The sequence below is a fragment of the Rania fehmarnensis genome, assembly GCF_056494185.1.
Genome location: NZ_CM151398.1, coordinates 8,556,987 through 8,572,208, shown reverse-complemented (window position 1 = coordinate 8,572,208; position 15,222 = coordinate 8,556,987). Strand labels below are relative to the sequence as shown.

Here is a 15,222-nt window from a genome sequence, read left to right as displayed (position 1 = left end):
CTCGTTGCAGCGAAACAATTTGTGTGGTGTATTCTGCTGCAAACACTTCCACTTCGGTAACCAGCCCCCTCCCGGAGCCTAGCTTAACGCTGGCTCCGACCTCCCCCAAGCAAAGCTTGGGAGAGGTGACATAAAGCAATCGCAAACCGTCATGGCCTGATTGCTTTACGCATAAAGTAACAGCTAGCCGCAGGAGGAGAGAACCTGCGATTAGATCCGCCAGCTGGTATTAAGGCTGGTTCTAAGCGTCTGCTTCTCTGCGAAGTCCCAAATCGTGCGTCAAGTCGACTTCTCCGGCTTCCAAAGTTGTCAAACTGTCGAAGCCTTGATTGTCAGCATCGGAGTCGCGATCGTCAGTGCCTACGTTGGGTGTGGTAATCACATATCCTACTGGCAGAGTCGTAATGTCGAACTGGATGTAGTACAGGCCCGGTAGCAAGTCAGCAAAGAGATAGTAACCCCATGCGTCGGTGATGACGCTCCGCAACAATATATCATCGAGGTCACGCGGCAGCTCGTTCTCGCCGGGTGAATACAGATTTACGCGCACACCAGGGACGCCGCTTTCACCCGAGTCTTGAACTCCATTGTTATTGGTATCGATCCAGACAAACTTTCCAATGGCGCCTACCGATCCACTGCCCAGTTCGATCGGACCAGTCCGACTGCCAGTGGGTCCACTGCCACCTGGTCCACCGCCCGGTCCGCCATCGTCGTCGCTGCTGTTGAAACTTGGATTTAAGCGTTGGCCGGGAGGGCCACCCGGGCCATTGTTTGAGTCGGAGCCGGAAACACTACCCAGCGGCAAAAGTGCGAAGCCAACTGCTTTAACGGCTGCATTGGGGCTGGGCGCTTCGGTAGCTTGTTCATAGTGCACGGTGACCACAGTTTCCATGTCGTCGGCCGTGGCCACGCGGGCGATCAACTCCAACTGCTGAGCCACGCCGACGTAGATGGCTATGTCCGCTGCTATTATCAAATGCGGACCAGTCGCGGTGGATTGGACCAAGAAATTAAACTCACCTTGCCGAGGCAAGCTGGGGATCGATGGCAGCGTTGCACCTTCGGTTCCAAAGGACGGCGAGAAGGGACCGGGCCCGTCGACCTTACCCTTGAGGGTCGCGCCATTGGTACTGCCCTTGAGATTAAAATCCCCAATCTTCTTGCCGACAGACACGTTGCCTTTGGTATCTAGACCGAGATCTATTGGTCCAAGATTGGTCGTCACTTCCGCTGAAGGATCCGTGGTGCTCAAATTCGTCGTGACCGTCACGCGCCCATCGGTACCAGGTACCGGGAAGCTAACTTTCAAATTCGTACTGGGATTTGTTGCACCACTAATACCACAGGCCCCCGGTCGGCATCCAATGCGGAATGTAAAGGGTTCATCGGCACCGTAGGTTAACGCAAAGTCTGCATACACACTGACGAAGGCTGCCAAACCACCAGCTTCAGAGATGGCTTGCGTGCCGGTGGGATCGGTGGTGTTGATGGGATCGTTACCCGCATAACGCTGCAGGTTGGCATCTCCTCCACCGAACACGAGTGGATCTTCGCTGATGAATTCGCCGAGTCGCGGGTCATAGTAGCGGGCGCGATAGTAGTACAGTCCCGTAGCTGCATCGAATTCACGACCCGTGAACTTGAATCGATCGCCCAGAGTTGCATTTGTCTCGCTGAGGATATTGCCGAAGCTATCGTACTGGATCGAATCGACAAGCGTGCCTGAGCTATCGGCGATGTGCCGCACGCTGCCCAGTCGATCCTCGAGATACCACGCCGATCCTTCGCCAGGTCGGTAGCGTGCCAAAAGTTCATCGATGCCTTCGCCAGGCAGGTAGCGAGCCAGTACATTGCCAGTGGCATCAAAGTCTGCCCACGGAGCGCTGCCAACATAAACGGTCGTGAACTTTGTTCCATTGTCATCGACCGAGATGCGGCGATTGAGTGCATCGTAAATATAGTTAGATTGACTGGTGATCGTTCCCGACGAACTGCGCTGCTGGACACGCGTCAATCGATTGCGATGATCGTAGGTGAACTGCGTCACGTCGTTGGTTGTTAAACTTGTCTTCGAAACGAGATTACCTTCGTTATCGTAACTATAACTGAACTGGTCATCGCGCAGCAATTGATTGTTAGAACCTATGATCACGTTGGCACCAGTGCGATTGCCGTTGGCATCGTACGTGTACGATTCATCGGGCAGAGTCGCACGATCAGCACCGATTAATTGACCAGCATCATCGTAGTCGTACTGAACACTACCCGAGGTACCGGTCTCTTCGACCAGTTGGAATGCCGCATCGTAGTCGTAGTCAAACTCGACCAGCACTGCGTCCAGCGCATTGAAATGGGTGAGGTCAGTCAATTGACCTTGGGCATTGTACAGCCACTGCGAACTACCGATCTTTTGATTGCCAGCCAGGTCAGCATATCGCGTCTCAGAAACTCGCCGGCCGGCAGCGTCGTAGGCAAAGTCGGCCCGCATCGAATCGATGCCTCCACCACTGAGGCTGCTGGTGGTCGTCCGGTTACGGCTATCAAACGCCCTAGAGAAAATCGTGCCGCTGCTGTCAGTTACACTCTCCAGGTTGCCACGAGAATCATAGACGGCGGTCCAGGCTAAACTCGGGATGCCGGCAGTACCAACATTGTCCTGCGACTTGATTTGATTCAGCGCATCATAGGTGAAAGCCAAGGAGCTCTGCGAATCGACAGCCGTCAGTAGACTGCCGAAGTTGTCGTAGGTCATGGCGATGCTATTGACCAATACTGAATCAGTAAACCATTCTTCCTTCGTCAGTTGTCGAGCGGCGTCATAGGTGTATTTGATTTCGCGACCATTGCGATCAGTGGTGCCAATTAGATTACCCACAGAGTCATAGCTGTACGCGGAAGAATGGTCCAAGGGATCGACGCGGCGCGTGAGACGATTGAGCGCGTCATACTCAAACTGTGTAGTGTTACCTAACGGATCGGTGAATTGCGTTTGATTACCGACTGCGTCGTACTGTTTGCGGCTGATGCGACCGTCTGTCGTCGCGATCGACTTGACACGATTGAGCGCATCAATTTCGTAGGACGTAGCTTGCCCAAGCTGATTGAAAACACGAATCGTATTGCCGAAGGCATCGAACACGCGCTTCGTTTCATGGCCATTTGAATCGAGCGTTCTCACACCGCGATTGGCTGCATCATAAAACAGTTCGGTCTTGTTGCCTGTCTCATCAGTGAAGCTAATTCGATTGCCGTAAGCGTCAAATGTCTGTTGCCTGGTAAAGCCGGCTGCGTCGGTCGCTTTAATCAGTCGATCTTGCTGGTCGTATTCGAAGAGTGAAACTCCGCCTGCCGGATCGATCAACTTGACAGGATTCCCATTGCTGTCGTATTCGATCGAGTAACTATTGCCAAGTGCATCCGTCTGGTGCACCAGGCGATTCAGTTCGTCATAGACATAACGCGTCGTATTGCCATTGGCATCGGTAGTTGTCAGCCGGTTGCCGACGGCGTCATAAGTATATTGCGTAACGGCTGCCAAGGGATCCGTCTCGCTCAGCAGTCGGCCCAAGGCATCATAGGTGAACGTCCAGCGACGATTAAGCGCATCGACTATCGCTGTACGATGACCGACGGCGTCGTATTCATACTTTGTGACATTGTTGAGAGCATCTGTCTCCGATTCCAGTCGTCCATCCGCTCGATAGCGGTAAGTCGTTGTTCGTCCGAGTTGGTCAGTCGTTGAAGAAACCTGGTTGTTGGCGTCATACACGACCGATGTAACTCCACCGAGCGCGTCGATGGTCTTTACTTGTCGGCCCAGATCGTCGTATTCGACGCGCGTGATTCTACCCAGCGGATCGACGCCCTCGACCATGCGATCGCCCGAATAAAAGTACGCGTAGCGGGCACCCAGGGCGTCAGTGACCGACACGGGGCGTCCAATCGCGTCATACCCATATTGCGTGACGTTACCATTTTCATCGGTCTCGCGAATCAGCTGACCTAGTTCGTTGTACTCGTACTGTTTTGATGGAGGCGTCGATACCGGCGTGATGTTCGTAGATGACACGTTACCAGCAAAAACGACGCTCGACGCTCGAGCGCCCGTCGCGTACGTGAACTGCTTGCTCAGCCCGCGGCCGTCCGTCGTGTTTGTAACGCGGCCTTGGTCGTCGAACTCGGCGCTCGAAACTTCACCCAGCGCATTGACGAAACGGATGAGATTGCCCGCGTCATCGTAGACAAAGTGCGAACTGCGTCCTAAAGGATCGATGGTCGAAGTAACGTGCCCGGCGCTATTGAACGTGCTGGTATAAGTTTTGCCGAGCGGATCTTTAATGGAAGTGAGATTGCCTTGGGCATCAAAGGTTTGCGTGACAACGTTCCCGCCTTCATCGGTAGCCTTAATCAAGTTGTCTTGACCGTCGTACTGCATACTAATGACACCGCCGCCAGGCCGCTGGACTTGAGCGATATTGCCACGATTATCAAACTGCACCGTAGTCACATTACCAAGTGGGTCCGTGGTTACCTCTCTGAGGTTCGACACATCGAATGTATTGGCTAGTCGGGCACCAATGGCGTTGGTCGAAGAAGTCAAACGTCCCGTACTATCGAACTGGGCGGTGAAGATCTGCTGGCCGTTGGGATCGACGACCGCGCGCAGAAAGTGGCCGGGCGTCGTAAAGTAGCTATAGTCTCGGGTTAAGCCTGCCTGGTCCGTGAACCGTATCAATTCGTTGGCAGAGTTGTATGTGTAGCTGAGCGTATTGCCGGCCGGGTCGATGATCTGCGCAATGCGTCCTTGTGGTTCGCGAATAAACTTCACCGATGGACCGCTGGAACTGAAGATGCCGTCGGGGCGGAATTCGAGCCGATTGCCCGCAAGATTGTGGACATTGGCCAGGCCACTAAACTGCCCATACTCATACGTGGTGCCATCTTTGGTTGTCAAACGATACGCCGATGGGTTGAACGGATCGCCGAAGAAGGCACTATAAAACTCATTGCCAATCTTGCGCAGCGGAACGGAACCGACATCTAGCGTATCGTAAACGCCTACATCGGGCACAAACTTCGGAAGATAGGAACCACCACCAAAGAGGCTGAATTGCAACGTAGGCTGGAAGGTGAAACCTACGCGTCGGCCCTCAGGATTAGTCAGATAGACGCGTGTCCCTGCGCGGAAGGGTGTGGCCGCATAGGTCAGGCCGTCAGCTTCCAACGGATTGACGGGAATCGTTTCGCGAATCTGTGCATCCTGAATCGAAAGCGTCCATCCAAATCCAAAATCGCCCGACTCGCTGGCATCGCGAGTGTTGTAGGTGCGATTGATCGTGATCGGAATGCCAGCGATAGGCACCGTCAAGTCGGTGAACTCCAAGTGGTATTCACCTAACTTCAAATTGCCCTCCACGTGCAGCGGTATGGTCTGCGCGGTTGTATTACCGCTCAGGTCGCTCGCCAAGATGCGAACCACATAATCATCATTGGTCAACATGGTCGGATCAAACGTCGCCAGGACGGCATCGATCTGCACCGTGTTGCCGCTGGCGAGCGCTTTATAGTCTGAATCGATAGCTTCGGGTTGATTGACATCGACCAAATCGGCTCGACCGTAGTCGATACGATAAGAAAGCAAATTGTCATCGCTAATCGAGCCCACAATATCCAGCAGAGACGTGACGCTGGTATTGGGTTCTGGTGAAGTAAGCGTAATCGTCGGCCCGCTAGTATCTGCGGGATCGAAGATGCGCAGGCTGACAGTCGCTGTGCCTGCGTTGCCGGAGGAGTCCAGCGCTGTCGCTCGCAGCTCATATAAACCGGCCGTTTCGCCGGTGATGGTTACCGAACGATTGGCATCAAGGACTAGTGGCTGGCCATTGATGGTCAGCGCCACATCGACGACTGCCACATTATCGCTGGCCAGCATAACTACCACGGAGTTCTCACCCAGTTGCAATGGATTGGCACTTAACCGCAATTCGACTCGCGGGGCTGTCGTATCGGGCGTGACCACCAAGTCAAACTCCTGTTCCGCCACCGCACCAAATGCATCGGTTACGCGCAGGAGGATTGGATTGGTCAGTGGCACACCCACGACAGTGTCCCAGTTGACACGACCCAAGTGGTCGATGGTCATGCCCGTGGGACCCGTAACCAACTGGTAACTCAGTTGATCGCCTTCGGCGTCGGTAACTCGCAGATCGTATTGATATTGGCCACCGATGGCAACGCTCGTCGGAGCTTGGGAGTTGATAACGGGAGCTTGATTCAAGCGAGCCAGAATCGCGAAGCGTTGAATGCTCTGTCCACCATCGCTGTCTTGCGCGACTACCTGCACAAGATGGCTACCGATCTGGGCGCTGGTCGGTGTCCAAGTAATCAAACCGCTGGCTGAGTCAATCTGCATGCCGGTTGGTGCGGCTAACAGCAGGTAGGTAATATCCGTGCCTTCTGGATCGATCGCTTCAACTTCATATTGGTACGGAGCATCCACACGGGCGCGGAACACGGCGCGCGACGTAATGATCGGATCAAGATTGCCAGTGAGCTGAGACACATTGATCTGAAAACGTTGGCTGGCTTGGTTGCCATTTGTATCGGTGACTTCGACGATCGCATTGGCAATACCTACTTGAGCTAACGTAGGCGTCCAACGAATGATGCCACGCGCAGAATCGATCGTCATGCCAGCGGGCGCGCTGCCGAGCGAAAAAACCAATGGATCGCTTTCGGGATCGATGGCCCACACACCATAGATGTAACGTTCATCGGCCACCGCTTCGCTCGGTGGGCGCGAGAGGATCGACGGTCCGAGATTGGCCCCCGAGACATTTAGCGAAAAACTCTGCAAGCCCTCGAGTCCCGCGGGATCTTTAGCCGAGATCACAAACCGTTGCAAACCCAACTGATCAATCGACGGCGTCCAGCGCAGCGTTCCAAGACGGGCATCGAGCGATGCTCCTCGAGGTGCTTCGACCAATGTCCACTCAACCGGATCGCCATCGTTGTCGATCGCCTGCATGTCATAGGCAAACGGCTGGTCGATACTGGCTCGAAACGCTGGTGGCAGTGAGGTAATGCGCGGAGCATCGTTCGCAGAGGTGGCCACCACGGTCAGTGTTATAGTCTGGGAGTCAGTGCCACCTCGATTGTCCGCGGCGCTAAGCGTAAGGGCATGTGTGCCCAGTTGGGACAGCGTAGGAGTCCATCTGGCCATCTGAGTATCAGTGTTCAATACCATGCCACTGGGAGCCGTGGCCAGGTTTAGAGAAATTGGGTCGCTGTTTTGATCAACCGTGGATATCAAGTACACCCAAGTTGTCCCAAGGGGAATCATCAATCGAGGCTGCGATTCGATTTGCGGAGCGATATTAGCAGAAGTTGCAACCTGGATGGTAAAGCGTTGTTCGACGCGTCCGCCGTGCCCATCGCGAGCAACTAAGACGACTTCAACCGCACCTGCCTGCGTGGGCGTGAAACGTAGCACGGCCTGGCTACCGGAGTCAGTTAGTGTGGTTAGCGTCATACCCGAAGTCGGAGCTTCGAGTTCAAAGGTCAATTCATCTCCGTCGGCATCCTGCGCGTGCACCCGGTATTCCCAGGCGATGCCAGGTGATGCATTGGTGATCGGTAGCGATGTAATGACCGGGGCAACGTTGGCCGCATCGACAATCACTGAAAATGATTGCAGGCTGATACCGCGCTGCGGATCCGTAACACGCACGATCACGTTCTGTGAGTCAGCTTGACTGGCTTGTGGCATCCAACCCATCTGGCCCGTGCGCGAGTCAATCACCATGCCCCTTGGCGCCAGCGGTAAATCGAAGGTCAGCGTTTGGTTTTCCGGATCGCGTGCCTGGGCTTCATAACGCCAGAGTGTTCCGACAGTAGCCAGTAGCGGCGGTGAGCTCACCCAGTACGGATCAAGATTGAAGGTTGATGATTGTCCGCCAGCAACTTCGATAACATACTCCTGAATCGCCCTACCTCCGCGACCATCGCTGACTGCGATCGCCATGGCTTCCTGCGCATAGGCACTGTTGGTCACGGTCCACTGCACCAGTCTAGTACCGGCGTCGATCGTCATGCCCGGAGGCGAGCTGACGAGCTGGTAGCTCAATTGGTCAGCGTCCGGGTCGGTGGCTGTTACGGTATAGGTGTAAGTTGTATTGACCTGCGCGGCTAAGATCGGTGAACTGGTAATCACCGGATCTTGATTATCGAAAATCGACAAAGTGAAACTCTGCGTGTGCCGGCCGCCACGCGCATCCAAGACTTCGATGATCACAGCAGCTGGCGAGACTTGTCCTGCCGTTGGCGTCCACTGAACGAGACCACTTGAGTCGATGGTCATGCCGCTGGGAGAGTTGAGCAATTGATAGGTCAGTGGCTCACCATCGGCGTCGACTGCGATCACTTGATAAGTGAATCCAGATGATTTCGCGGCTGAAGGTGGTTGGCTAACGATAACGGGCAGAGCATTCTGCGCGGGAGTGATCACCAAAAGAGTCAAGGCTTGCTGTGCCGCCGCGCCATCTGCATCAGAGACTTCAACCACAACCAACTGGTCACCAACTTGCTGAGCAGTTGGTGACCAGGCGAATTCACCGGTCGTCGAATCAATCGACATTCCGATTGGTCCGCTGACGAGCCGATACGTTAGAGCGTCACCATCTGCATCGACTGACTGCGCGACATAGGTATAGGCACCACCCACTTCTGCCAGAGCCACGGGTATTGAAGTGAATACCGGTGCGCGATTGGCGGGTTTCGGTCGAGCGTTGATGGTAAAGCGCTGCGTACTGGTGCCCAGTCGATTGTCCGCTGCTTGCACGATCACCGTATATAGACCGCGGTCGGTGTCTCCCGGCGTCCAGAGAACCAGGCCGGTGGTTGCATCGATGGTCATGCCTGCGGGTGCTTCTAGCAGTTCGTAGCTGATCGTATCGTTGTTGGGATCGATCGCTTGCACATCATAGCGGTATTGTCGATTCAAGTCGGCTTCGGTGGGTGGCAAACTTGTAAACTCTGGAGCGTCATTGAGCTTGCCCAAGAATACCAGGTCATACGTAAACTGTGTTTGGTTAGGATTGAAGAACTCGGCAGACAGTAAACTTGTTTTGCCCAGAGGCTCGAGCGAGCGACCAACCACGCGTCCACTGAAGTCGTAGTAGGGAATGCCATCGGGTGTTTGACCATCTGCGTCGCGGACCAGCACCAACGGGTCGCTGATATTCGTGATGCCCACCAGCAGCGGAACATCAGCTGGAAATTGACCGACATTTTCTATGGCTGTCTCGGCCAGGAATGAGCGACTGGATTGATGGAACGAAGAGCGAGCGTAGACCTGCCGGAAGCTGCCACTGACATCAGTTAGCCTGGCAAAATCGATGCGCGATGTATCTAGCTGAGTTCCGCTAATCGTGATGATTGTCGAACCGACCTGGCCATTGGAATCGATAGCCGCAAATTCGAATTCATTATCACCTGGTCCTACAAACAGCGAGACAAAGAAGTTACTGGCTGCGTCGACACTCGTCAGCGGAACACCGTTGACAGTTATCAAGTCTAAGGTCGCCAGCGGAAAATCAGTTAAGACTTGACCAGTCGCAACCAGCGTCGTGCCTGCGGCCACCGAGCTACCATCCAGTGGAGCGGCGACGATGACTTGAGGTGCTGCCGCATTGCCGCGCCAGTCGACGATGGAGTCGTCGAGCAATTGCCCAACTGAGGCCGTCACTATATCGCGTCCATCGGCGACGCCCGAGTAGTTGAACTGCACCAGCCCTTTGTCATCGGAGAATCCAAATCCACGTTGGGCGTTGACACCGGCGACATCGAAATCAACACGAATACCTGCGAGCGGTTCGCCTGAACTGTCGGCCACGCGGGCTGTTAACCGCAAAGTGTTACCGATCTGTAGCGCAGTATTATCGGGCGTCAGCGTAACGGAACTGACTTGGGCAACTGAGGATAGCGACTGACCGCCAACATAACCGTAAGAGTCAACTGGGCCAAAACCGTAGACGAAAACCCCAAACGGCAGTGGGCCAGCCAGCTGATACGTACCAAGATCTACCAGTACCTGCGCGCCGAAGAAGCCACTAGTGCCAATCTCGGTAAAGCGGTTGGCTTCGATGGCTACGCCGTCGAGTTCGATCAATCCCACATCGGCTGCGGGCGCCACGATGTTAATGAAGTTGCGATCGAAGCGCTGGGCGGCCAGCACTGCGCTTTCGACGGGAGTGGCGACCGTATAGCTGGCAAGAAATTGTTCTGATGGAGGCACAATCATCATCAGCGGATCGCCAGCAAACGTGGCGTTGCCGCCGGGATCGGTGCGATAGTAGTTTTGCGAGTAGGCGTATTGCGCAACCAAGATCGGCTGGTTGGAAGAGATGTGAGCGGCATTCACGATGTTCTGCTCGTAGAATTCACCGCGATCGATGGTAGCCACGACGGTGCCGTTGATCGTCAACTCGGTATCATCGGCTTGCGCCAGCAAGCGAAACAAGTCACCGCGCGTGGAGCCGGTATTTAGTGGCATCGTGACAAAGTCGCGTCCCCAAGTGCTGGTGGGTGGCAACTGTTCGACCAAATGGTCCGCAGCGAAAAACTGGCTGGGGATAAAGGTGGCTCGATTGCCTCCAAAGACGGCCACTGGTTTGGTACTGGTAATAATCGAACCGGTCAGATCTGGTGCACCACTTAAGCCAACACCTGCCAAATCGCGCAGCAGGTAAGTCTCGCCTTGGTTAAGTGTTACGCCGTGTACTGGGATTTCAAACAGCGATTGGCGAACGTTTAAGAACGTCAAGCGGCCGGTAGGTGCGTTGAAAGTATACGTCTTCGTTTCATTCAAACCCACATCGAGGCTGACCACGCTGTTAAATCCACTTAGTGGCACCGCTGTTCCCGGAGTCCGCGCTGCCCTAAAGCGAATTGTAAGTGGTCCGCTGTTTTGTCGACCACTGATGGTCAGATAGTGCGTACCAGAAGTTAGTACTTGAGCTGAAAAGTCCAGGCCGTCGTTGTTACCACCGAGCGTTTGATTGACCGGGCCAGTCAATTGCCAAATCAAGGCTTGACCGCTGGTTCCTAGATTGTCGAACTCGATTGTTTCACCGGCAGTAGCCTCAATCTGATAAACAAAAGCTGAGTTGCCAGGATCGAGCAGAACCTCTGTATCGGCATCAAAAGTTAGCTGTGGTGCCGCCCCCAGGTCATCAATACGAAAACGATAGTCGGCACTCGCAGGATTTAGGTTGCTGAGTAGGACTAGATACTCGCCGGACTCGGGCACAACCAAGAACGGTACACCAGGGGGCCCCGAATCCGTATTGCTGAAATTGTCATTGAAGAGAACCCGACCACCACTGTTCCCTATAAGCAGTCTGACTTGATCCGCATCTTGTTCTAGACTATCGACACGAATGCGTTGGCCGGCGGTGAAGTTCATACGATAGACCGCGCTACCATGGTCTGGCAGCGCACCAGCGGCTTCCGCGCCTAAGGCCAGGCTGGGTGCCAGAGCCAAATCTTGCAAGTTGAAGCTAAAACTGGTGGATGAGTTGTTCTCACCGTGTAGGACTAGATAGTGGCGACCTGTTTGCGTGATACGCACGATTCCATCGGCATCGATCGTGGTCGCAGCTCCAAAGAAACCTTTGGCGTAAGCCGCATTCAAGTAAGGATCATAGATGCCAATGGCAAACGAACCAAGCAATGCATCAAAGTTCAGTTGATCGCCAGCCGTGGCGTCAAACGCATACACACTCATCTCGCGTCCAATAGACAGTGTCTCATTGACAACCGTATCCAGCTGGAGCGGGGTGGCAAAGGTATCCAGATCAATCACGCGGAAATCGTAACTGCCGCTGTCGGCAGCCGTGTTACCTCGCAGCATGATGCGATAAATGCCCGACTGCGGCAATAAGCCGGGATTGAAACGCGGCATGTCTTGTACTTCACCAAAGAAGTCAATTCGACTTCCGTCGGGCGCTAGCAGCTCGAGGAACAAGTTCTGGCTGACTGTATCGAGACCATCGATGATGTAACGTGTACCAGCGGGGGCAGTGAATTCGTAAGTTGCACTGCCACCAGGCACGATCGAGAGTGACTCTAGCGTGTCGAAACCACTCTTAATCACTGCCGGACTATCGATCAGAGTCGGCAGGATGCTCACGTTGCCAAACTCAGCCACCGTCAGGGCGCCGACTAGCAGAGTATAGGGTCCATCCGTCAGCAAGGTTGCAGACCATTGATTGCCAACTTGGGTCAGCGGGACATTATTTCCCGCTGCGTTGAGCAGTTGAAACGTAGCACGGAACGACGGAGTATTTTGCAGGGTCAGATTGAACCTCTGCGTCGCTACACCTGAAAATCGAAAGGCTGTTGTCTCTCCGTCGATGACATCGATACTGGTGGGCGCAGCCAAGGGCAGGCTGGGGGCAGAATCGAGATCCAGCAAACGAAAGGCAAATGAGGGTTGGCTGAAAGTATTGCTGCTGACGATAAAGTAGTAAGTGCCTGTTTCTGGAAATGTAATCGGACGCTGATCCGATTGAGTAAAGACGTCGATTTGCTGACCGCCCGGTCCATAGATGGTGATACCGGCCTGTCGATTATCGTCCATTGCATCGTAGTAAATCGTTTCACCGGCGGCAGCGTCGTAACGATAGACTACGCTACGACCGGCGGGATCAAATGTGTCTCGTAACACCACGCCTGGCGTTATCAGCGGAGAGGCTTCGAAATCCAGTATCTGAAAAGTAAATTGAAACGCTGCCTCCTGTTCCCCGACGACCAATACGTAGTACTTTCCCGTTTCCGCGAACGATAGGGCACCGAAAAAATTACCTACTGAGTTAAAGTCACCCTGCGCGGACAGTTGCGCCTGCAGGCCGCTCGGCGAGACCAGCGCGATGGCGACATTGGGGGATGGATTGGGATTGATGGTGTCAATGTATAGTTGCTGACCGGCCACAACATCGAAGGCTACGACCTTGGCTTCGCGACCAGTTGCAAAATCGAGGCTGATCCTCTCGCCGATGTTAGCCGGCATAGCGGCGGTAGCCAGATCGAGCATTTCAAAGTTGTACGTGCCGCTGTAACCATCAAAGGGCGGTTTGACAGTTACCGTAAACGTACCTGCAGCGTCGGTGGTATACAGTCCTATATCACGGCCATCGCTATTGCCCAAATTAAACTCAGTGGAACCATTGGGCCGCGCGATCGATGCGATACTTGCGGTGGTTGAACCTGAGTATGCACCCGGCGAAAGCGTAACTTTTGTATCATCCTCGGATGCCACGACCAGGAATTGTGTGCCTTCAACATGACTGATCGAAGCAAACGTGTTTTCATATCCAAGATTGATATACTCGGTGCCCAAGGCACTCACCGGTAAGGCCAGAAATGCATCTGAAGTGTTGATCGCCAGATCAAGACCGTAGATCGTGACTGGATCCTGGCTCACGACATGAATACCCTTTTGTTGTACCTGGGCAATCAATTCAACTTCGACATCGAAGTCGGTGTCGTTATCAGAGTTATCGCCTACGTCTTCGCTGGGCAGTTCGACGACGGTGACTTCACCGGGATTAACTACGAACTCCTGGCGAAATGGCAGCGAAGTACTCGGGTCGATCAAACCAGGGATATCTACAACACCGGTGGTGGCTGTGTCGCCACTGATGTACAGCACCTTTTGTGGACGGTTGTTACCTTCGAAGAGGTTGTCTGGAAAACCGATCCAAAATTCGGTACCGCGATTATCGATGGTTGAGGCTGGCAGGATCGGACTGCTGGGCGCTCTTGGGTCACTTTGCGTGGGGCCAGACTGTGCTGAGTTATTCGATGCTGAGTTGTTCGATGCTGAGTTGTTCGATGCGTTGTGGCCACTATTTTGATTTTGGGCATTGGCTGGTCTACCTGGGATGGCATCTGATCCCGGCAGAATATTCGCAGGCAAAACACTTGAGCCGGGAAGTTGGCTGCCACTGGATAGCTGGCTACTCGAGTTAACAGCCGTTGAGTTGGAACTGGGCGCAGCAGGCGACTGCGTGAGGTTACCGCCGGCTGGCTGATCAGGTACTGAGGTCGGCTGGACTTGTTCGAATCTGATCGAGGGAATGGTGACGGAAGTCGTGGTATCGCCGTCATTGTTGACCAGGCGCAGAATCAGCCTGGCTTTTGTTCCGGGTAGGACTTCAACCAGCGATAGCGAGACTTTGTTATCGGACAAGGTTACGTTAGTTGTAGTTGCGGCAGCCAGACCTTCGGAGATGTTGAAGAATGAATTCTTGCCATCGCCCAGTGTGCTGACCAGCGACCGTCCGCTTTCGTCAACGAGCGCAGCTTCGAAGGCATCGAGTGCTCGGCCGCTGCTGGCGGTATCGAACTGTAGCGCCTGGTATTGGAAGCTCAGCGCATTGGAGCCGGCTGGAATGACCAGATCCGATACCAACGATGTCACTAGCGAGCTGCCTTCCCTGATCCTGGGCGAACAGGCGTCATTGGTTACACCGCTGGTCGGGTCGGCTGGCCCATTCTGCACAAATCGCCAGCTCGGCTCCAAAGCTTGTGTATTGATCGCATTGATAATCAGCAGCGCATCGAGCGGTGTAACATTGTTATCGCAGTTGACATCCACAAATGGCGGCGGTGCCAGACCGTTTGTACCCGCCGGTGGCAATACGCTGCTGGAAGAAGTGCGAATTGTTGGAACATTGAGCTCATTGATAATCAACAGCGCATCAATGGGCGAGACGACTTGCGCGTCATCGCCAGAAGTATTCAGAGGCTGAAGGACGTTGCTCCAGTCTGATACCAGTAGATGTCTCTCCTCCAGCCTCTCACAGAGGATGGATCGTCGATAACGACGGAGTTTTCGGGCGACTGATTTTCTTGGTGGGCGAATCCAAGCACTACGTGAACGACTCGACGACATAATTACGCCTCATCAAAGCATGTGCATAGACGCGCCCATTCTAGCTACCGACTACGCACAAAACCAAGATTCGGCCTAATTATTCACATTCTGCCAATGGGAACATTCGGACACGTGCAGAGCCGCGATTGTTCACACGAATTATACTTGCAGGCAACGCGACTTATGCGAGTCTTTGCCTCTTGTTCAAGTTCCTCAGAATATCCTATGCACATCTCAACTAGAACTTTGCACCCCTTAGGTTCCGTACAAGGAAGGTAGCC

Annotated in this window: 1 protein-coding gene; it reads right to left on the bottom strand. The window is 54.1% G+C overall.

What is annotated here, in order from left to right:
- Window positions 1-241: 241 nt before the first annotated feature.
- Window positions 242-14,959, bottom strand: a complete 14,718-nt coding sequence (locus SH573x_RS29165) for a putative Ig domain-containing protein (protein WP_479351618.1) — start codon at window positions 14,957-14,959, stop codon at window positions 242-244.
- Window positions 14,960-15,222 lie beyond the last annotated feature (263 nt).